Origin of the sequence: Planosporangium spinosum (genome assembly GCF_049999945.1) — a bacterium.
GTDB lineage: Bacteria > Actinomycetota > Actinomycetes > Mycobacteriales > Micromonosporaceae > Planosporangium > Planosporangium spinosum.
The window spans coordinates 77851-96944 of record NZ_JBLYUB010000017.1; the positions used below are offsets into that span (position 1 = coordinate 77851).

At 71.9% G+C, this 19094-nt stretch carries 18 protein-coding genes; 4 read left to right on the forward strand and 14 right to left on the reverse strand.

The features are described from left to right. Positions 1-28: 28 nt before the first annotated feature. Positions 29-292 (forward strand): carbon storage regulator CsrA, encoded by a 264-nt coding sequence (gene csrA, locus ACNTMW_RS22040; protein WP_426635622.1) that lies wholly within the window; start codon positions 29-31, stop codon positions 290-292. Positions 293-395: 103 nt separating this feature from the next. On the opposite strand, the gene ACNTMW_RS22045 is transcribed toward csrA, so the two are convergent. Further along, positions 396-1874: an RICIN domain-containing protein gene (locus tag ACNTMW_RS22045; RefSeq protein WP_426635623.1), complete on the reverse strand. Its 1479-nt coding sequence runs from the start codon at positions 1872-1874 to the stop codon at positions 396-398. Positions 1875-2030: 156 nt separating this feature from the next. Here ACNTMW_RS22045 and ACNTMW_RS22050 point away from each other — a divergent pair, with 156 nt between their 5' ends. Next, on the forward strand, positions 2031-3236 hold the full coding sequence (locus tag ACNTMW_RS22050) for an RNA-guided endonuclease InsQ/TnpB family protein (protein ID WP_426635624.1): 1206 nt from the start codon (positions 2031-2033) through the stop codon (positions 3234-3236). A gap of 14 nt (positions 3237-3250) precedes the next feature. On the opposite strand, the gene ACNTMW_RS22055 is transcribed toward ACNTMW_RS22050, so the two are convergent. From ACNTMW_RS22055 to ACNTMW_RS22105, 11 genes are all read right to left on the reverse strand, one after another. Beyond that, on the reverse strand, positions 3251-3898 hold the full coding sequence (locus ACNTMW_RS22055) for a hypothetical protein (protein ID WP_426635626.1): 648 nt from the start codon (positions 3896-3898) through the stop codon (positions 3251-3253). Then, entirely contained in the window at positions 3895-5523 is a 1629-nt protein-coding gene (locus ACNTMW_RS22060; protein ID WP_426635627.1) for an Ig domain-containing protein, read from the reverse strand. Before ACNTMW_RS22060 ends, ACNTMW_RS22055 begins: the two co-directional genes overlap by 4 nt. Before the next feature lie 38 nt (positions 5524-5561). Next, the gene (gene pilO / locus ACNTMW_RS22065; protein WP_426635628.1) at positions 5562-6218 is read right to left on the reverse strand and encodes a type 4a pilus biogenesis protein PilO; all 657 of its coding nucleotides are present in this window, start codon (positions 6216-6218) and stop codon (positions 5562-5564) included. After that, a complete protein-coding gene (locus ACNTMW_RS22070; protein WP_426635629.1) occupies positions 6218-6922 on the reverse strand; it encodes a PilN domain-containing protein in 705 nt (234 codons plus the stop codon). The genes pilO and ACNTMW_RS22070 overlap by 1 nt, the downstream gene beginning before the upstream one ends. Then, entirely contained in the window at positions 6922-7944 is a 1023-nt protein-coding gene (gene pilM, locus ACNTMW_RS22075) for a type IV pilus assembly protein PilM (RefSeq protein ID WP_426635630.1), read from the reverse strand. The genes ACNTMW_RS22070 and pilM overlap by 1 nt, the downstream gene beginning before the upstream one ends. A 23-nt stretch (positions 7945-7967) precedes the next feature. After that, entirely contained in the window at positions 7968-8756 is a 789-nt protein-coding gene (locus ACNTMW_RS22080; RefSeq protein WP_426635631.1) for a prepilin peptidase, read from the reverse strand. Positions 8757-8826: 70 nt separating this feature from the next. Continuing rightward, on the reverse strand, positions 8827-9297 hold the full coding sequence (locus tag ACNTMW_RS22085) for a type II secretion system protein (RefSeq protein ID WP_426635632.1): 471 nt from the start codon (positions 9295-9297) through the stop codon (positions 8827-8829). A gap of 68 nt (positions 9298-9365) precedes the next feature. Continuing rightward, complete coding sequence (locus tag ACNTMW_RS22090) at positions 9366-10601, reverse strand: type II secretion system F family protein (RefSeq protein WP_426635633.1); 1236 nt, start codon at positions 10599-10601, stop codon at positions 9366-9368. Between the two features lie 5 nt (positions 10602-10606). After that, positions 10607-11728: a type IV pilus twitching motility protein PilT gene (locus tag ACNTMW_RS22095; RefSeq protein ID WP_426635634.1), complete on the reverse strand. Its 1122-nt coding sequence runs from the start codon at positions 11726-11728 to the stop codon at positions 10607-10609. A gap of 98 nt (positions 11729-11826) precedes the next feature. Further along, positions 11827-13497, reverse strand: a complete 1671-nt coding sequence (locus ACNTMW_RS22100; RefSeq protein WP_426635635.1) for a GspE/PulE family protein — start codon at positions 13495-13497, stop codon at positions 11827-11829. Between the two features lie 508 nt (positions 13498-14005). Continuing rightward, on the reverse strand, positions 14006-14644 hold the full coding sequence (locus ACNTMW_RS22105) for a response regulator transcription factor (RefSeq protein ID WP_426635636.1): 639 nt from the start codon (positions 14642-14644) through the stop codon (positions 14006-14008). A gap of 313 nt (positions 14645-14957) precedes the next feature. Here ACNTMW_RS22105 and ACNTMW_RS22110 point away from each other — a divergent pair, with 313 nt between their 5' ends. Together ACNTMW_RS22110 and ACNTMW_RS22115 are read left to right on the forward strand one after the other, a co-directional pair. Beyond that, on the forward strand, positions 14958-15569 hold the full coding sequence (locus ACNTMW_RS22110; protein WP_426635637.1) for a redoxin family protein: 612 nt from the start codon (positions 14958-14960) through the stop codon (positions 15567-15569). Between the two features lies 1 nt (position 15570). Beyond that, positions 15571-16464 (forward strand): cytochrome c biogenesis CcdA family protein, encoded by an 894-nt coding sequence (locus ACNTMW_RS22115; protein WP_426635638.1) that lies wholly within the window; start codon positions 15571-15573, stop codon positions 16462-16464. Positions 16465-16489: 25 nt separating this feature from the next. On the opposite strand, the gene ACNTMW_RS22120 is transcribed toward ACNTMW_RS22115, so the two are convergent. Further along, entirely contained in the window at positions 16490-17635 is a 1146-nt protein-coding gene (locus tag ACNTMW_RS22120) for a peptidoglycan DD-metalloendopeptidase family protein (protein ID WP_426635639.1), read from the reverse strand. Between the two features lie 158 nt (positions 17636-17793). Then, the gene (locus ACNTMW_RS22125; protein WP_426635640.1) at positions 17794-19023 is read right to left on the reverse strand and encodes a histidine kinase dimerization/phospho-acceptor domain-containing protein; all 1230 of its coding nucleotides are present in this window, start codon (positions 19021-19023) and stop codon (positions 17794-17796) included. Positions 19024-19094: the final 71 nt, after the last annotated feature.

Below are 19094 nucleotides of genomic sequence, written 5' to 3' on the forward strand. Positions count from 1 at the left end.
GCCTACCGGTCGTTCGAAGGAGGAGCATGTGCTCGTTCTGACCCGCCGTCCCGGTGAAAGCGTCATGATCGGCGACGACGTCGTCATCACCGTCCTCGACGTGCGGGGGGACGTCGTGCGCCTGGGTATCAAGGCGCCGCGCAGCGTCCAGGTGCACCGCGAAGAGGTGTACCTGGAACTTCAGAAGGTGAACCAGGACGCGGCCTCGCCCAGCGACGCCGCCGTCGAGGCGCTCACCCGCATGCTGCGGCCCGACGCCGAGAAGCCGCCGGCGCCGGAGGGTGACTCCTGAAGGTTTCCGCCGGTCGGGTGGAGAGAGGTCGAACGCCGCGGGGCTCTGGCGCCCGCGGCGTTCGATCCGTTTCGGCCGCCGGACGGCACCGGCACCGGCATCCCTACTCCTCGCTGAGCTCCGTCAGCGGGCCCGACTGGAGGTCGTTGGGGTCGGCGTTCCACTTCTGCAGCGTGGACGAGTCGCACGGCGCCGTCACCACCTTGCTGACCTGGTAGAACTTGTCGGGCTGGTAGAAGTCGGGCGGGGTGGCCGCCGGGTCGGTCACCGACAGGCAGACGCCCGTTCCGGAGCCGACCTCGATGCGGTAGCTGCTGGCGTAACTGTCGGTCCCCCGCCGGACCGTCCAGGTGGTACGCGCCGGTGCCGAACTGTTCGGGCAGGACACGAGGCGGACGTACCCGCCGGCGGTCGCCGGGCTCTGCAGGCAGTAGCGGCCCTTCGACGGGTGGGTGGTGGTGATCCGGCCGTTCCCGCCGGGCAGCGCCCACTTCTGGTTCCAGAGGACGTCGTCGAGGTTCGGGGCCTGCTTGCACGGCCAGGCGATGAGGTACGCCGAGTCGACATCCGTCTCGGTCACGTCCAGGCAGCGGCCGAACTGCCGGTAGTTCATCAGCTGGCCGGAGACGGCACCGGCCGCCCCCGCGCCGACCGACGCGTCGGGGGAGAACGTCTGCACGTTGTCGTACCCGCCGCGGCACTTCTTCGTGAGCACCACCAGGCTGGTCGGGGTGTTCGGGCTCTGCACGTTGAAGCAGAAGCCGTCCAGCTTCCGCTGGTCGTTGGCGCCCTCGAAGTTGGCGCTGTCGTTGATGCTCCACTGCTGCCGCGAACTCGTCGGGTCCGCGCACTTCTGGAACCGCACGACGTTCCCGACGGCGTGCGGGCCGGCGTCGAGGCACATGCCGAGCGGGTTGGCCGCAGTCTTCGACGCCACGAGGACCAGGGTCAGGTTCGTGTTGTACGCGAACTTCTGCTGGACGCTGCCCGGCCTGCAGACCTGCATCCGCAGCACGTCGTCGGGCTTCGGCGTGGCCGACCCGGCGTCCATGCACAGGTCGACGGTGCCGGTCTTGAACACGTGGATCAGGCCGCCGGGGATGTTCTCGTTCGAGGTGCGGAACGTGTACGTCGCGTTCAGGGTCCGGGTGCTCGACCCGTCGGTCCCGGTCGCGCGCAGCCGGGCGTACGCGGTGCTCCGGTCCCCGCAGGGCACCGGCTTCTCGGCCGGGTCCAGGTAGCTGACCGTCACCCGGTACGCCGCGGTACCGCCGGGGCCCGCGGGTCCGCTCAGCTCGCCGCAGGGCAGGTCGGAGAAGCGGCCGACATCCGGGCCGTCGTTGGCGGCCCGGATGTGCCCGACCGCGGCGTCCAGCCCGGCCTGCGCGGCGTTGAGGGCACCCAGCCGCCGGGCGGCCGTACGGGTGGCGCCGAACTGGTTGACCACCACCGGTACCAGCAGCGCGGTCAGCGTGATCCCGACCAGTGCCAGCAGCAGGGCGGCGGCGAGCGAGCCGGTGTCGTCGGCCGGGCGGACCCGACCGGCGAGGCGGCCGGCGCGCCGGTGCGGTACGGCGGTCATCGGATTCCTTCCGTGGATACTCCGGCCTTCGGGCCGGCGAGGAAACGCCAACCCCTGCGCAGCAGGGCAGGGAAAGCCGATCCGCCGCCAGGGCGGATGGGCGTCTACCCGCGTGTCACCGCAAAGTTCACTAGCTAGGCCGCTACCATGTGAGCCATGTCCAGGGCCGTGAAGCGGGCATTCAAGTACCGCTTCTACCCGAGCCCCGCGCAGGCCGCCGAGCTTGCCCGAACGTTCGGCTGTGTCCGGCTGGTCTACAACCTGGCGTTGCAGGCCCGGACCGAAGCGTGGACGCTGCGCCAGGAACGGATCAACTACAACGCCACCAGCGCGATGCTGACCGCGTGGAAGAAGACCGACGAGCTGGCGTTCCTGGGTGAGGTCTCCTCCGTGCCGTTGCAGCAGGCGCTGCGCCACCTGCAGGTCGCGTACACGAACTTCTTCGCCAAGCGGGCCAAGTATCCGACGTTCAAGTCCAAGAAGAAGTCGCGCCGCTCGGCGGAGTACACCACCAGCGCGTTCCGCTACCGCGACGGCCGGCTCACCCTGGCCAAGATGGCCGAGCCCCTGGACATCGTGTGGTCCCGGCCGCTGCCCGACGGCGCGACCCCGTCCACGGTGACCGTGTCGCACGACAGCGCGGGCCGCTGGTTCGTGTCGCTGCTGTGCGACGATGTGATCGAGCAGGCCCCGGCGTCCGGCTCGGTCGGTATCGACGCCGGGCTCGACAGCCTGCTTGCCCTGTCCACCGGGGAGAAGGTCACCAACCCCAAGCATGAGCGCCGCGACCGGGCCGCCCTCGCCCGCGCCCAGCGCAACCTCGCCAAGAAGGAGAAGGGCTCCGCGAACCGGGCCAGGGCCCGGCTCAAGGTCGCCCGCGTCCACGCCCGCATCACCGACCGGCGGCGCGACCACCTGCACAAGCTGACCACTCGACTCGTTCGTGAGAACCAAACGATCGTGATCGAGGACCTGACCGTGCGCAACATGGTCAAAAACCACCGCCTCGCCCGCGCGATCAGCGACGCGGCCTGGCGGCAGTTCCGCACCATGCTCGAATACAAGGCCGACTGGCACGGCCGCAACCTGGTCGTCGTGGACCGCTGGTTCCCGTCGTCCAAACTGTGCTCGGCCTGCGGTGCGCGCGCTGAGCGGATGCCGCCCAACGTGCGGTCGTGGACCTGCCGATGCGGGCAGACCCACGACCGCGACGTCAACGCGGCCCGCAACATTCTCGCGGAGGGGCTCTCCGTGATTGCCTGTGGAGGCGGCGTAAGACCTCAACGAGAGTCCTCTCGGACGAGGCGGTCGTCGGCGAAGCAGGAACCCCCTGGGGCGACCCAGGGAATCCCCGTCCTTTAGGTCGGGGAGGATTGTCAAGGCTTCGTCCTCGCGTCGGTGCAGACGCCCGCGTCGGCGGCGGTGCTCAACGGGGCGTTCAGGGCGGTGAAGGTGACGTCGGTACCGGTCGACGTGGCGGTGTCGCCCGCCCCGGACCGGGCCTGCAGGCGTACCCGCAGGCGCTGGAACCCGGCGCTGCCACCGGCGTCGTCGCTGCCGGGGTAGCTGAACGGCGCGTCCGCGTCCGCGGGGCCGACCGCCGCGACGTCGGAGACCAGCGGCGACCACCGGCTCCACGGTGTGGGTGACGAGGTCGTGGGCCAGACCCGGCGGGTGAGCCGGCCGTCGGTGCTCAGCCGCAGCTGGGTACACGTCTCGGTGCCGCCGGTTTGGGTCAGGTACTCGACGTACCAGCTCCCGCCGAGGCGCCCGGGCTGGCTGATCCCGGTCGCGTAGCGGAGCTCCTTGTCCAGGCGCAGGAACGCGACGTGGAGCTGGGACTGGGCGGTCGACAGGGACACTCCCTTGTTGACCGACCGGTACGTCTGCAGGATGCCGGCGGTGAACATGACCATGACCACGGCCATGACCGACATGCCGACCACCAGCTCGACCAGGGTGGCGCCCGCGTCGTCGCCGGTGCGCCCGTGCCGCCGGAGCCGGGGGGCGGGGCGGCCGGTCACCGGATCGTCCAGGTGTACATGAACGTGGCGACCCGGCCCGCGCCGTCGCGCACGGTCACGGTGACGACGTACGCGCCGGCCTGGACGGGTACGCCGGAGACCGTCGCGCCGGTGGCCGTCACGCCCGGCGGCAGGCCGGACACCGACCAGGCGTAACCGGTGCCCCGCCCGCCCGCGGCCGACAGCATGGTCGTCACGGCCTGGCCGACCGTGTCGGTGCGGTCGTCGGCCGGTGCCGTGACCCGGGGGCCGTCCGGGGCGTCCACCCGCCACTCGACGGTGACCGAGTGGGCGGCGCCGGCCTGGTCGGTCACCGTCACGGTGGACAGGTAGCGGGTACCCGCGGTGACGGTGCCGGAGATCAGCCCGGTGGCGGCGTCGATCGACAGGCCGGCCGGCAGATTCGCGGCCGACCAGGTGTAGGTCCCCGTGCCACCGGTCGCGGTGACCGGCAGGCTGACCCGGTCGCCCACCCGGTTCGTGCGCCCGCCCACCAGCTCGTCGATGGTGGGCCGGGGGATGACCTTCCAGGTGAACGTGGTCGAGGCGAACTGTTTGTCCCGGTCGGTGACCGTGACCGTGACCGTCTTCGCGGCGGCCACCTTCGTCGGGGTGCCGGTGACCACCCCGGTGGCGGGGTCGATCGCCAGACCGTCCGGTAGCCCCTTCGCCTCCCATGTGAGCGGGGCGGTCCCGCCGGTGAGCGGCATCGGCAGGGAGACGGGGTTGCCAGCGGCCGACGTCTGGTCCCCGGGCTTCGACAGTTTCGGCAGCTCGTTGACGGTCCAGGTGAAGGTGGCGCTGGCCTTGGCCCCGGCGGCGTCGGTGACGACCACCGTGACCGGGTACGCGCCGGCCGTCTTCGGTTTGCCGCTGATCACACCGCCCGCACTCATCGTCAGGTCGGCCGGCAGCGGGGACGCGACCGACCAGGTCAGCGGCCGCTGGCCGCCCGTCGCGACCAGCTCCAGCCCCACCGCGACCGTACGGTCGCCGGCCTGGTCGCCGGGCTCCACGATCTTCGGCGGCTCGGCCCGGTTCGGGTTGAAGACCGGCTCGTCGGGCACGGCACTGACCAGTGTGGACGTCAGGTACGCGCACGCGGCGCGCCCGCACCAGCGCTCCGGTCCCGGCCAGGTCACCGCGACGACCACCCGCAGCAGCTTGACGGCGGCCGGCCCCGGCGTGGCCGTGCAGGCGCCGCCGGTCCGGGCCTGCCAGCACTCGCCCACGTACCAGTACCGCTGGTAGGCCACGCCGTTGACCCGGACCTCCTCCGCGGTGGTCGGCAGCGGGGCGCTGGCCGGGGGAGCGGAGGGCGGCGCGGCGAGCGCCTTCATCTCGGCCAGGTACCGCGCGACCCCGGGTACGCTGCGGTCCCAGGCCACCCCGGCGTGACCGGCGGCGACGACCGAGCCCTTGAGCGCGCGCACCTGCTCGATGCCGCTGCTGGCCAACTGGATCGCGGTCTGCTTGCTGCGCTGCTGGTTGATCGCCGACAGGCTGGTGACGAGGAAGGTCGTCAGCGCGCCCATGACGACGCTGATCACCGCGATCGATACGACCATCTCGACCAGGCTGAAACCGGCGTCCGGGGCCCGCTCCGGTACCCACCGGAGGGCCACGGCCGCACGGCGACGGAGACCGGTCCGCATGGGTCGACTCAGCCGACCGGGGACGCCGAGGCGGCCGGAGCGGCCGGGGACGCGGAGACGGCCGGGGACGCGGAGACGGCCGGGGACGCGGAGACGGCCGGGGTCGCCGGGGCGACGAACACGTGCACGGCGAGCGTGAGGGTGACCCGGTCGGTGAACGAGCCCTGCTCGTCCGACGTGGCCACGTTCGCGGTCTTGATCAGCACCGCGCGCGGCCCGTCCTGCAGCCGGTCCAGGAACTGCTCCACCCTGGCGGCGCTGCCGGTCGCGGTGAGCGACACCGGCAGCGCGTAGACCTGCGTACCCGCCGCGGTCACCGGGGTCGGCGCGCCGACGGTGACGCCGCTGACGGTGACGTCGGTGTCACCGCCCATGGTCTGCATCCCGCGCAGGAAGTCCGACAGGTCCGAGGTGGTGGGCAGTGCCTCACGGTCGCGTAGCAACTGGTCCCGGTACCCCTGCAGGTCACGGTTCTGCTGGCGCAGGTCGGCGAGCCGCTTCTGCAGCCGCGGCAGGGTGATCTGCGCCGTCTCGGTCTGCTCGCGCAGCCGGTCGGCCTCGCCGTACTGCGGGTTGATGAGGACCAACCAGGCGAAGGCGAGCAGTACGGCGGCGGCCAGGACGCCGCCAGCGGCCCAGAGCCGGTGGGCGGACCCGGTACGCATCAGTTCCCTCCGGTGTGGTCGCCGGTACGGGTGGGGTAGCGGCCGCTGAGCGGGAACGACCCGGTGATGTCCACGCGGACGATGAACTCGTACCGGGTGTCCTGCTGGGTCACGCTGTCGACGAACGGGTTCGCCAGCCCGGGTACCGTCGCGAGCCCGTCGAGGTAGGCCGCCACGGACGCCTTGCTGTCGGCGGTGCCGGTGATGGTGACGGCGCCGACCAGCTTGTCGGGGGAGGCGTTCAGCGGTCGTGCGGCGGCCGAACCGGCGGCCCCGTCACCGGTGAACGTTCCGGCGACGCTGCCGAGCCGCACCTGCGCGGGCGCCTGCTCGCGCAGCGCCTCCAGCAGCCGCGACCAGCGCAGGTCGCCGGTGAGCAGGTTGGCGAGCTGGGCGTTCACCGTCTGCGACTCGGCCTGGGTCCGGACGAGGTCGGCGAAGTCCTTCTGCTGCCGGGACAGGCGCTGCACGTCGCCCTGCGCGATGCGCAGGTCGTCGCGTGCCACCGCGGTCTGGTAGCTGGCCAGGGCGTACCAGCCCGCCAGCAGGGCGGTGAAGCCGACCAGGATGGACAGGACGATCCGGCGGACCCGGTGGGCCCGCCGGGCCTCGACGATCTCCGGTGGCAGCAGGTCCGCCGAGATCGCCAACGGGCGGGCGGCCTGCTCGGCCGCAGGCCCGGGTGGCATGAGGGTCGTGGTCATCAGGCTGCTCCCAACGCGAGGCCGATCGAGACCGCGGCCGACGGGCCGAGGGTGTCGCGGGGGTCGGCGCCGGCCCGGTGTCCGCGCCGCAGCCGCAGCGTGGGGTCGGCGATGATCGTCTCGACCCCGAGGTCGGTGCCCAGTGCCTCGGGCAGTCCGGGCAGCAGCGCACCGCCGCCGGACAGGGCCAGCCGCGACACGCGGGCCTGCCGGCCACCCGCGGTGAGGTACGCGAACGAGCTGCGGATCTCGTTGACGAGGGGCCCGGCCGCGTCCCGGACCGCCGACACGGTCTCCGGGTCGCCGTCGGGTCGCAGCCCGACCAGGCACTTGCGGGACTCGGCCTCGGCGGCGGCGACCCCGAGGCGGCCGGCGACGGTCTCGGTGATCTCCGTTCCGCCGCGCGGGATGGTCCGTACGATCAGCGGCTCGCCGTCGGCGTGCACCACGACGCTGGTCGACCGGGCGCCGATGTCGACGATCGCCTCGACCTGCCCGTCGGTCCGGGACGCCGCGCGCAGCAGCGCGAACGAGGCGAGATCGACGCGCACCACGTGCAGCCCGGCCCGTTCGACCGCGCGTACCGCGGTCAGCACGGCCTCCTTGGGCGCCGCGATCAGCAGTCCCCGTACCGTCTCGCCCCGGCCGGGCGTCTCCAGTGGATGGAAGTCCAGCAGCGAGCGCTCCACCGGCAGCGGCAGCGAGTCGCGGACCTGGAACGGCAGCGAGTTGCGCAGTTCCCGGGCGGGGACGTTCGCCACCGTCATCTCCCGGACGACGACCTGGGGATTGGTGACGCCCAGGACGACCCGCCGGCCGCGGAACCCGCCGTCCGCCCACAGGCGTTTCAGTGCCAGGGTGACGGCCTTGTCGTCGTGGATAACGCCGCTGTGCACCGCGCCGGGAGGCGACGGCACCTGACCGGCGTGCGCGACGACCGGGCCGTCCTTGGCGCGGCCGGCCTGCACGGCGCGGATGGACATCGATCCGATGTCCAGTCCTGTCGGGGCGGTGGCGGCCATCAGTTGCTCCTTGGCATGACGGGTCAGGCGGTGGGGACGAGCAGGGAGCCGTACCAGCCCGCGAGGGGGCCGGCGGCGAACAGGGCGAGCAGCGCGCCGGCGAGCATGGCCGGGCCGAACGGGATCGCGGTCTTGCCGTGGGCCCGCCCGGTGACGAGCAGCGCCGCGCCGGCCAGGCCGCCGAGGAGGAAGCCGGCGAACGCGCCGACCAGCACCGCACTCCAGCCCAGCCAGCCCAGGTACAGGCCGAGCAGGCCGGCGAGCTTCACGTCGCCGAAGCCCATGCCGCCCGGGTACACGACGGCGAGCGCGAAGTAGAACGCCCACAGCGCGGCCATGGCGGCCAGCCCGCGCGCCGCGGCCGACCAGTCCCGGTGCGCCACGGTCGCGGGCACCAGCAGCACCGCGCAGACCAGGTACGACGGGAGCACGATCGCGTTCGGCAGGCGGCGCACGTCGAGGTCGATCAGCGCCAGGGCGACCGCGATCGCCGCCAGGTACAGGTACGCCGGAAGCACCAGCGTGACCCCGAACCGGGCGGTGACCGCGACGAACAGCACCGCCGTGCCGAGTTCGACCAGCGGGTACCGGAGGCCGATGGGCTCCCGGCAGTCGGCGCACCGGCCACGCAGCACCAGCCAGCCCAGGACCGGCACGTTGTGCCACGGCCGGACGGCGGCCCGGCAGTGCGGGCAGTGCGAGCCGGGGCGCACCAGCGACTCGTCGCGGGGCAGGCGGTGGATCACCACGTTGAGGAACGAGCCCACGGCGAGGCCCAGCACGCTCACGAGTACGAGCAGGGCTGTCGTCATGGGGTCGGCCTCCTCTCCGTGGTGGGGGTGGGGTGGCGGCGCCCCGTGGCACGCCGCCACCCCGGCCCGGTCAGCTACCGCTCGACAGGCAGGTGTCGATGTCGGACTTCGCGGACTCCTTCACCGAGCCGCCGTTGGCGCTGTTGAAGACGTAGATCTTCTTGCCGGAGGCGTTCTGGGCGCAGATCACGTAGCTCGTGGTGTTGTTCTTGAGCTTGAGCGTGTTGCCCGACGACAGCGTGATCGTCTGGGCGGAGCCGTTGGTCTGCGCGGGAAGGGTGATGTTGGCCCCGGTGCCGTTCGCGTCCGCCGGGTAGACGTTGCCGTTCTCGGAGTAGTACTGCTCCACGGCGGTGATGGCGGTCCGCACGTCGGACTGGGCGGACTTGTTCGCCGCGCCCTTGCTGTAGTTCATGTAGACCGGCACCGCGATGCCGACCAGGACGCCGATGATGACGACGACCACGAGCAGTTCGATGAGGGTGAAGCCGCGATCACCGGTCGCGCGCTGCTCCCGCATCCGGCGGAGTGTTTCCTGCATGGTGAGCCTCCTGAAGACTCCGAAGGGGTGGGAAAGGGAGTCGCGGGTACGCGACGGTGAAGGGGCTTTCATTGGGCGCCCTGGATGTTCTGGTAGATCGTGAACATCGGCAGGTACAGGCAGACGACCATGCCGCCGACGACGACGCCCATGACGATCACCATGATCGGTTCGATGGACGCGGTCAGGGCCTCGGCCGCGCTGTCGACCTCGCGGTCGTAGAAGTCGGCGACCTTGTCGAGCATCTGGCTGAGCTGGCCGCTCTCCTCGCCTACCTCGATCATCTGGGCGACCATCCGGGGGAACACCGGGTGCCTGCCCAGCGGGGCCGACATCGGCTGGCCGTCGCGGATGGACGCCTGCAGGTCGGTCATCGCCTCCGCGATGACCGCGTTTCCGGTCGTGGCGCCGACGACGTCGAGGGCCTGCATGACCGGTACGCCGACGCCGAGCAGCGTGCCGAGGTTGCGGGCGAACCGGCTGATCGCGAGCTTGGTGAACAGCGGACCGAACACCGGCAGCCGCAGCTTCAGCCGGTCGAACGCCAGCCGCAGCCCCGGCCTGGTGCGCAGCCCGCGCCGCAGCAGCGCGGTGCCGGCGACCGCGACCGCCAGGAACAGCGGCCCGGACCAGACCAGACTGTGACTGGCCGAGACGATGACCCGGGTCGGCAGCGGAAGCTCGCCACCGAGCTGCGCGAACATGTCCTCGAAGATCGGCACGATGAAGACGAGGACGCCACTGATCAGCAGCGCGGTGAAGATCAGCACGATCACCGGGTACGTGAGCGCGCTCTTGATCTTCCCGCGGAGCGCGGCGTCCTTCTCGAACGTGGTGGCGATGCGTTCGAGCGCGCCGTCGAGGAAGCCCCCGGTCTCGCCGGCACGGATCATCGCCACCATCAACGCCGGGAAGACCTTGGGGTGGCGGGCCAGCGCCGCGGACAGCGACAGGCCGGCCTCGACATCGGTACGGACCTCGCTGATCGCCCGCTTCAGCGGCGCCCTGGCCGCCTGCTCCTCCAGGACCGCGAGCGACCGCAGCAGCGACATGCCGGACGCCGCCATCGTGGCGAACTGGCGGGCGAAGATCGCCAGATCCTTGAGCGTGGTACGCCCGCTCAGCCCGGGGATGGTGATCTCCCGGTGCAGCAGCGACCCCGCCTCGGAGATGGAGACCGGTACCAGGCCCTGTTGGCGCAGGAGCTGGACGGCGGCGGCCTCGCCGCTGGCCTCGATCTTGCCCTTGGTCCGCCTGCCGTCGCGGTCGACGATGCGGTAGTCGAACGTCTTCGTGGTGGCCACCGTGCTCACCACCGCCCGGCGAGGCGCTTGAAGTCGTCGACCGAGTGGCAGATCTCCAGCGCCTGTTCGAACGAGATCATCTGCTGGCGGACCCGTTCGGCCAGGTGCTGGTCGAAGGAGAGCATCCCCTCGCCGGCACCCGACTGCATGAACGACGGGATCTGGTGGTTCTTGCCTTCACGGATGAGGTTCCGGATCGCCGGGGTGGCGAACATGATCTCGGCGACGATGATTCGGCCGGTGCCGTCGGCGCGCGGGCAGAGCGCCTGCGTCACGACGCCCTGCAGGGCGGTCGACAGCTGCGCGCGGATCTGCGGCTGCTGGTGCGGGGGGAACATGTCGATGATCCGGTCGACCGTCTGCGCCGCGCTCTGGGTGTGCAGCGTGGCCAGGACGAGGTGACCCGTCTCGGCCGCGGCGATGGCGGTCGCGGTGGTCTCCAGATCGCGTAGTTCGCCGACCAGGATGATGTCGGGGTCCTGGCGCAGTACGTGTCTGAGCGCCGAGGCGAACGTCGCGGTGTCGGCGCCCACCTCGCGCTGGTTGACGATGCAGCCCTTGTGCTGGTGCAGGAACTCGATCGGGTCCTCGACCGTGACGATGTGCGCCGACCGGGTGCGGTTGATCAGATCGAGCAACGATGCCAGGGTGGTCGTCTTGCCCGATCCGGTCGGGCCGGTCACCAGCACCAGGCCACGGGGGAGGTGCGCGAGGCGGGTCACCCACTCCGGCAGGTCCAGTTCCTCGAGGGACTTGACGCTGTACGGGATGGCGCGGAACACCGCGCCGTACGATCCGCGCTGGGCGTACAGGTTCACCCGGAAGCGGGAGACCCCGTCGATGCTGTACGACACGTCGAGTTCGTTGTCGCGTTCGAACGTGTCCCACTTCTCGGCGGTCACCGCGGCGCGGGCGAGCAGCGCCGTGTCGGCGGGCATGAGCCGGTCGTAGCCGGGGAGGGGCTGCAGGCGGCCGTTGATCCGGGCGGTGGGCGGTGCACCCGCGGTCAGGTGCAGGTCGGAGCCCTGAGCGCCGACCATCGCGACGAGCATGGCGTTGAGGGACTCCCGGGCACGCCCCAGGTCGACGGGCACGACCGGGCGGTCGAGCGAGTACCCAGCCTCCACCGCGCGTCTCCTTGCCGTCCGGACATCCATTCGAGGTCGTTCGACACGTCGGCAGGGAGGTGCTGCGGTTTAGCACAGAATCGAGGAGATTTGTCCCGTCACACCGCGACGCGCAGCACCTCGTGCAGCGAGGTCTGCCCGTCGGCGGCCTTGGCCAGGCCGTCCACCCGCAGGTCGCGCATGCCCTCGGCGATGGCCACCCGGTGCAACTCGGACGCGGACGTGCGCCGGATCGTCAGCTCCTCCAGCGTCGTCGACATCGGCATCACCTCGTGCAGGGCGAGGCGTCCCCGGTAGCCGGTGCCGGCGCAGGAGCGGCAGCTACCGGGCTTCCACAGCACCTCCGGCTGGGGCAGGAGGCCGGTCGGCCAGCGGGCGGCGGCGAGCTCGGTCGGCGTGGGGGCGTACTCCTGCTTGCACCAGTCGCACAGCCGCCGGGCCAGCCGCTGGGCCAGGACGCAGTCGACCGACGAGCCGACGAGGAACGGCTCGATGCCCATCTCGGTCAGCCGGGTCACCGCGCTCGGCGCGTCGTTGGTGTGCAGCGTCGACAGCACCAGGTGACCGGTCAGGGCCGCCTCGACGGCGAGCTGCGCGGTGACCCGGTCGCGGATCTCGCCGATGAGGACGACGTCGGGGTCGGAGCGCAGGATCGCCGGCAGCACCGCGGCGAACGTCAGGCCTGCCTTGTGGTCGACCTGCACCTGGTTCACGCCCGGCAGGCGGTACTCGACCGGATCCTCGACGGTGATGATGTTGATCGTGGGCTTGCTGATCTCGGCCAGGGTCGCGTAGAGCGTGGTCGACTTGCCGGAACCGGTCGGCCCGGTCACCAGCAGCATGCCGTGCGGCCTGGTGAACGCCGCCGCGTACCGGGCGTGGTTGTCTGGGGTGAAGCCGAGCGAGTCCAGCGTGAGGTTGATGCCGCTGGTGTCGAGGACGCGCAGCACGACCTTTTCGCCCCACACCGTGGGCAGGGTCGCGGTGCGCAGGTCGACCGGGCGCTGGTTGACCTCCACGGTCATCCGGCCGTTCTGCGGGATGCGGCGCTCGGTGATGTCGACGTTGGACATGATCTTCAGCCGGGAGACGAGCGCCGACTGCACGTGCCGGGGTACCACGTCGACCTCGTGCATGACACCGTCGATGCGGTACCGCACCCGCATGTCGTTCTCGGTCGGTTCCAGGTGCAGGTCCGACGCGCGGTTGACGATGGCCTGCTCGATCAGCGAGTTCACGTACCGCACGATGGGCGCGTCGTCGCCGGCCGTGGTCAGGGTGGAGGCGGTCGGCGCCGGTTCGGTGCGCAGGGTATCGGCGATGTCGGCGAGGTCGTTCTCCTCCCGCCGCAACCGGTCGATGATCTTGCGCAGCTCGGTACGGGCCACCACGACCGGCCGTACGGTCAGGCCGGTCGCCGCGCGTACGTCGTCGAGGGCGACCACGTCGCCGGGGTCGGTGATGCCCACGACGATCTCGTGGTCGTTGACGGACAGGCCCAGTACCCGGTGCCGGAGCACCAGCGAGAGTGGGATCTTCGCCATCGCGGCCGGGTCGATCGGATAGCCGACCAGGTCGACGAAGTTGATCCCGTACGCGTCCGCGGACGCCTCGGTGAGCTGGGTCTCGGTGACGACGTGGTCGTTGATGAGCACCGCGCGGATGGACCGGCCGGTCCGCTCCGCCTCGGCGGCGGCCCGTTCCAGCGCCCGCGGCTCGGCGCCCCGCCGTTGCAGGGCGTCGAGCAGCGGGCGGAACGTCTCGTACATGCCACTCCTACCGACGCGTGGGATCTCGGCGCGACCCATGGCTTCGTTGCGCGACCCGTGGTTTCGTTGCGCGACCCGTGGTTTCGTTGCGCGACCATGGTTTCTCTGCGCGACCCATCGGACGGGCGGCCGGTCAGCTGAGCGGTTTCGCCGGGCGCGCGGTGCCCGGTTGCCGGTGGCGCGGCCGGGTGGGCGGTGGAGCGGCAGGGAGGGGCACGGCAGGACGGGGGCACGGCAGCCGGACCTCTGTGGGTAAGCCGACCGCCGCACCCGTCCAGGACGACCGGGACCGGTGGGGGTTTCGGGGACGCCGGCCCGGGTCGATAGAAATCAGCGTGGCACGGTTTGGGGGCTTCGACAAATATGCGAAGTGCGATGCTCTTGCGGGTCTATAGGGCTATACGCGGATGGTGAATACGTGCGCGTCCGGCCCGGGAACCGGCCCCTTCCTGACTGACCGCGGCCGGTTCAGCCTGACCGCGGCCGGCTCAGCCTGACCACGGCCGGTTCAGGCAGCCGCGTCGCTGGTGGGCAGCAGGCCCTGGTTGACGGCCACCATCAGCGCCTGGGCCCGGTTGTTGACCCGCAGCTTGCTGTACAGGCGCGACACGTAGGTCTTGACGGTCGCCTCCGAGACCTGGAGCTGGTTGGCGATCGCCGGCAGGCTGGTGCCGTCGCGCATGAGCAGGAGCACCTGCCGCTCGCGCGGGCTGAGCAGGCCACTCTGGGCGTGCCGGCGGGTCAGCGCGGTCTGCAGCCCGGGCGCGGTGAACGAGGTCGGCGCGGCCGCCGCGTGGCGCACCGCCGCCAGTACCGTCGACACCGGGGCCGCCTTCGTGACGTACGCGGAGAGACCGGCGTCCAGCGCCCGGTACAGCAGCGCGTCGTCGTTCGCGGCGGTGAGCAGCACGATGCCCAGTTCCGGGCGGTTCACCCGCAGGCGCCCGGCAGTCGAGATGCCGTCGCCGTCGGGCAGGGTCAGCTCGATCGTGATGACGTGCGGATGGGTCTGTTCGACCACGCGCTCGGCTTCGGCGGCGCTCGCCGCCTCGCCCACGAACGTGATGTCCGGCGAACCGGCCAGCACGCTCGCCAGGCCGAGGCGCAGCAGCACATGTTCGTCGACGGCTACCAGCCGGATACTCATCGATCCTCCCGGGGCGGGGTCCTCTCGTGCCCGCGACAGACGGGGGCTCAGCTCAGCGTGACAGTGGTTCGTGCCCATATCTATGGGTGTGACCGTTAACTACCTGTTCCGCACCTGGCCTGCACCTGCGCCTCCGCCAACCGACGCGTCGGGGCGGGCACGGCTCTCCACTGCACCGCGCCTGACCCGCCGGCTCCGTAGCCGGCCGGGTGCGATCCGGTAGCGAGGCGCGCGGCGCCGGACCCGCGACGGGTGAACCGGCGGGCGGCACGGGACGTTGATAGGGACAGGGACCTACGTCAGGGAGACTCGTATGCGCGTCCGGTTCATCCCGCCCGTACTGGCCACCGCCGCCCTGGCCGCGCTGGTCGCGCTCGCCGGGTGCGGCTCGGGCGCCGCCGGAGACGGAGCGGGCGGTCCCGGATCCACCACGGCGGCCCGCGCGGGCGGCCAGGGCGCCGCCCTCGCAGGTACCGCTTCCGGATCACCCGGCGCGGCCGTGCCAGCGCCGGGCGCCGCGGTCCCCGACACCCTGACGTTCACCGCGCGGACCCTGGACGGCCGGGAATTCGACGGAGCCAGCCTGGCCGGCCACCCGGTCGTGCTGTGGTTCTGGGCACCGTGGTGCGCCACGTGCGCCGGTCAGGCGGCGACCGTGTCGAACCTTTCGGCGGAGTACAAGGGCAAGGTCGACATCGTCGGGGTGGCCGGCCTGGGCGACGAGAAGGACATGCGCACCTTCGTCTCCGACCTCGACGTCGGCGACGTCACCCACCTCGCCGACCGGACCGGCGTCGTGTGGAAGCGGTTCGGCATCACCGAGCAGAGCACGTTCGTGCTGATCGACCGCGGCGGCAAGGTCGTGACCAAGGGGTTCATGGACAGCCAGCAGTTCAACGCCTGGATCAGGAAGCTGGCCGCCTGAGATGTCGGACGTACCGGTCCTGCTGGCGGTCGCCGCGGGCATCCTGGCCGCGGTCAACCCGTGCGGGTTCGCCCTGCTGCCGGCGTACCTGTCGCTGCTGGTGGTCGCCGATGGCGCACCGGAGCGCGGGGCGGTGCCGGCGCGTGGCGTCGCGGTCGGGCGCGCGCTGGCCCTGACCGCCGCGATGACCACCGGGTTCGTCGCGGTCTTCGGTGCCTTCGGCCTCGTCCTCGCGCCCGTCGCGTCGGCCGTCCAGCACCACCTGCCCTGGTTCACGATCGGCTTCGGCCTGCTGCTCGCGGTGCTCGGCGGCTGGCTCGTCGCCGGCCGGCAGCTACCGGCGATGCCCTGGAAGCCCTCCCGCGCGCCGGCGCTCACCGGTACGTTCGCGTCGATGGCGCTGTTCGGTGCCGCGTACGCGCTGGCGTCGCTGGGCTGCACCATCGGCCCGTTCCTGGCGATCGTGGTGTCCAGCCTGCGCGCCGGTTCCCTCCTCGGCGGGCTCGGCCTGTTCGGTGCGTACGCGGTCGGTATGGGCCTCGTCGTCGGCACGCTGGCGCTGGCCGTGGCGCTGGCCCGCGCGTCCCTGGTACGCCGGCTGCGCGCCGCCGCGGCCAGGATCTCCCGTGCCGGCGGTGCCCTGCTGGTCCTCACCGGCGGGTACGTCGCCTACTACGGCTGGTACGAACTCCGGCCGCTCGATCGCCGCGCCGCGCCCGACCCGGTGGTGCGGGCCGGGACCGCGCTGCAGCAGGTCCTCGCCGCGGGGCTGGACCGGGCCGGGGTGGTGACGGTCGCGTCGGCCTTCGTGCTGCTGCTGGCCGGCGCGATCGTCGCGGCCCGCCGGGGTGCTCCCGCGGCCCGGACGCCGGGTCGCGGCCGGCGCCGAACCTGACGGGAGGGCACCTGCCTGCGAAAGTTCAGCGCCGGGTCGTGGTCGGCACGTCCAGCGGCGCGTTCATCCGCTGCATGAACTCGATCGGGTCGACGGCGTTGGCGGGGGTGGCCGGGCCTGGGCCGATGTGCACCTCGAAGTGCAGGTGCGTGCCGCCGGAGTTGCCCGACGTACCCACGTACCCGATGGTCTGCCCGGCCTGGACCTGCTGACCCACCGCGACCGACGGCTGGCGTACCAGGTGGCAGTACCGGGTGATGACGTCACCGGCGTGCTGGATCTCGATGTACCAGCCGCAGCCGCGCACGCTCGGGCTACCGTCCACGTCGCAGCTGGAGCCGGAGGTGTTGCACTCGACGGTGCTGACCCGGCCGGCGCTGGCGGCGGCGATCGGCGTGTCGCGTGGCTGCATGATGTCCACGCCGTCGTGGGTCGGGTTGGTGGCGGGTCGGAACGTCTGGACGGGGCTGCCGGGTACCGGGATCGTCCAGCCGGTGGCGGTCCCCGGAGCGGCCTGAGGCGGCAGCGACGGCGTGTTCGGGCTCGAACAGTCGGGCAAGGAGGCGCCCCGGCGGAGGTACGCGTCGGAGACGTAGCGCCCGTCCGCGAGCTTGTCCCAGAGGTTCGTGGCGCGTACCCGGCCGCTGATCCACTGGCCGGTGACCTGGCACTGCAGGCTCACCACCGCACCGGTGCGCAGCTGGGTGACCACGCTCGACGCGGTCGTCGGGCCGGACCTCACGTTCAGCGGGGTGTTGCCGCTGTCGACCGTACCGAGGGCCTGGGTGGTTCCGTCGGTTGCCGGCGGTGGGGGGGGGGGCGGGGTGGCGTCGCAGGGGCTGACCGTGCCCCGGCGGACGTACGCGTCGGAGACGTAGCGCCCGTCCGGGAGCTTGTCCCAGAGGTTCGTGGCGCGTACCCGGCCACTGATCCACTGGCCGGTGACCTGACAGACGAGGGTGAGCGTGCTGCCGCTGCGCAGTGAACCGACCGTGGCGGCCGAGGTGCTCGCGGTCGAGCGGATGTTCAGCGGGGTGCTGCCGCTGTCGACCGTGCCCACCGTGCCGGTGACCGCGGCGGACGCCGGCGCGGTGCCGCCGATCAGGATCGCGCCGCCCGCAGCCGTGGAAAGCGCGACCGCGGACAGGATCCGGGTGAATGATCGACCCATGACTCTCCCTCTGGTGACCGGGCGCGGTCCGATCAACCGCACGCTCCAACCGAGGCTGTTCGCGAACGGCAGCCAACCGGGTGCGGCGAGGATGCGGGGAGGTTGCGATGTAATCCGCTGTCGGCGCGTCGGGGGACATGCCGCCGACGCGCCGGCGGTCAGCGGCGGAACGGCAGACCGATGGTCAGCCTGGCGCCGGGTTCGGCCACCGCGAGCGACAGGTCGCCACCGTGGCGACCGGCGATGGCCCGGGCGAGCATGACGGCGAGGGCGCCGGTCCGGCGCTCGTCGGCCACGTCGGGGTGGGGCAGGTGGGTGGCGAGCAGCCGCTCGGCCGTTGCCGCGTCGGCGGCCGGGGCGCTGACGGTCACCTGCCACCGGTCGGCCAGCGGCGCGGCGTGGACGACGATCTCCGTGCCGGGTGCGCTGGCCGTGACGAGTACCCCGACCGCGGTGTCGAACAACTGGGCGAGCAGGTCGGTGTCGCCGGTGAGCCGTGGGCCGTGGCGGAGGTCGAGCCGCACGGCGACGGGACCGTCCCCGCCGGTGCCGTTCCTGGCGGCGCCGGGGCTGTTCCCGCCGGTGCCGTTCCTGGCGGCGCTGGGGCTGTTCCCGCCGGTGCCGTTCCTGGCGGCGGCGTCGCGGAGCAGGGCGGGCACGTCGATCTCGGTCTCGTGCAGGCCCAGCTCCCCGGACTCCAGCTTCGCCAGCAGGATGAGGTCGGCCACGAGGTTGAGCATCCGGTCGGCGTTGCGCCGGATCGCCAGCGTCATGGCGGCCCGGTCGGCGGCCGACAGTGCCGCCACCTCCTCCTCCAGGAGCGTCGCGAACGTGCTGATGGAGGTCAACGGGGTGCGCAGTTCGTGCGAGACGACACCGATGAACTCGGTCTTGAGCGTGGAGAGTTCCGACAGCATCCGCGCCCGCTCCTCGAGGCCGCGGCGGATCTCGGCCTGCGCGGTGACGTCCCGGAAGACCCACAGGAACCCGAGCGTCGAGCCGTCCAGCGTGATCGGTACGTAGTCGCGCTCGAGTACCCGGCCGTCTACCAGCGGGATCTCCTCGCCGCGTAGGGGGCGACCGTGCCGCATCGCGGCCGCGGTCCGCTGCCGCACCTCCTCGGCGTCGGCGTACAGGGCGGCCAGCGGCACGCCGCCCGGCCCACCCGCGGCGCCGCGCAGCCGCTCCGGTGGGACGCCGAGGGCGAACATCTCGACGAAGGCGGTGTTGGCCAGGACGACCCGGTGCTGTTCGTCCTGGAGCAGCACGGCGACGTTGAGCGACTCGATGAGCGCCATCAGTCGGACGGTCTCGACCTGGGGCTGCCGCTCGGCGGCGAGGGCGGCGGGGAGTCGTTGGTGGGCCGGTTGCTCCGTCGGTGGGGACATCACGGGGGACCCGTCTTGGTCCGACGCGCCCACGCTCAACACCAGCCTCCCGCGAAATCATGACATCTAGT

What these genes read in the sequence shown, in the direction of transcription:
- ACNTMW_RS22120 (WP_426635639.1), bottom strand. Translation starts at nt 17,635, where the DNA reads ATGGGTCGATCATTCACCCGGATCCTGTCCGCGGTCGCGCTTTCCACG.
- ACNTMW_RS22105 (WP_426635636.1), bottom strand. Translation starts at nt 14,644, where the DNA reads ATGAGTATCCGGCTGGTAGCCGTCGACGAACATGTGCTGCTGCGCCTC.
- pilM (WP_426635630.1), bottom strand. Translation starts at nt 7,944, where the DNA reads ATGGCCGCCACCGCCCCGACAGGACTGGACATCGGATCGATGTCCATC.
- ACNTMW_RS22110 (WP_426635637.1), top strand. Translation starts at nt 14,958, where the DNA reads ATGCGCGTCCGGTTCATCCCGCCCGTACTGGCCACCGCCGCCCTGGCC.
- ACNTMW_RS22080 (WP_426635631.1), bottom strand. Translation starts at nt 8,756, where the DNA reads ATGACGACAGCCCTGCTCGTACTCGTGAGCGTGCTGGGCCTCGCCGTG.
- ACNTMW_RS22125 (WP_426635640.1), bottom strand. Translation starts at nt 19,023, where the DNA reads ATGTCCCCACCGACGGAGCAACCGGCCCACCAACGACTCCCCGCCGCC.
- ACNTMW_RS22100 (WP_426635635.1), bottom strand. Translation starts at nt 13,497, where the DNA reads ATGTACGAGACGTTCCGCCCGCTGCTCGACGCCCTGCAACGGCGGGGC.
- ACNTMW_RS22045 (WP_426635623.1), bottom strand. Translation starts at nt 1,874, where the DNA reads ATGACCGCCGTACCGCACCGGCGCGCCGGCCGCCTCGCCGGTCGGGTC.
- ACNTMW_RS22115 (WP_426635638.1), top strand. Translation starts at nt 15,571, where the DNA reads ATGTCGGACGTACCGGTCCTGCTGGCGGTCGCCGCGGGCATCCTGGCC.
- ACNTMW_RS22070 (WP_426635629.1), bottom strand. Translation starts at nt 6,922, where the DNA reads ATGACCACGACCCTCATGCCACCCGGGCCTGCGGCCGAGCAGGCCGCC.
- ACNTMW_RS22085 (WP_426635632.1), bottom strand. Translation starts at nt 9,297, where the DNA reads ATGCAGGAAACACTCCGCCGGATGCGGGAGCAGCGCGCGACCGGTGAT.
- ACNTMW_RS22050 (WP_426635624.1), top strand. Translation starts at nt 2,031, where the DNA reads ATGTCCAGGGCCGTGAAGCGGGCATTCAAGTACCGCTTCTACCCGAGC.
- pilO (WP_426635628.1), bottom strand. Translation starts at nt 6,218, where the DNA reads ATGCGTACCGGGTCCGCCCACCGGCTCTGGGCCGCTGGCGGCGTCCTG.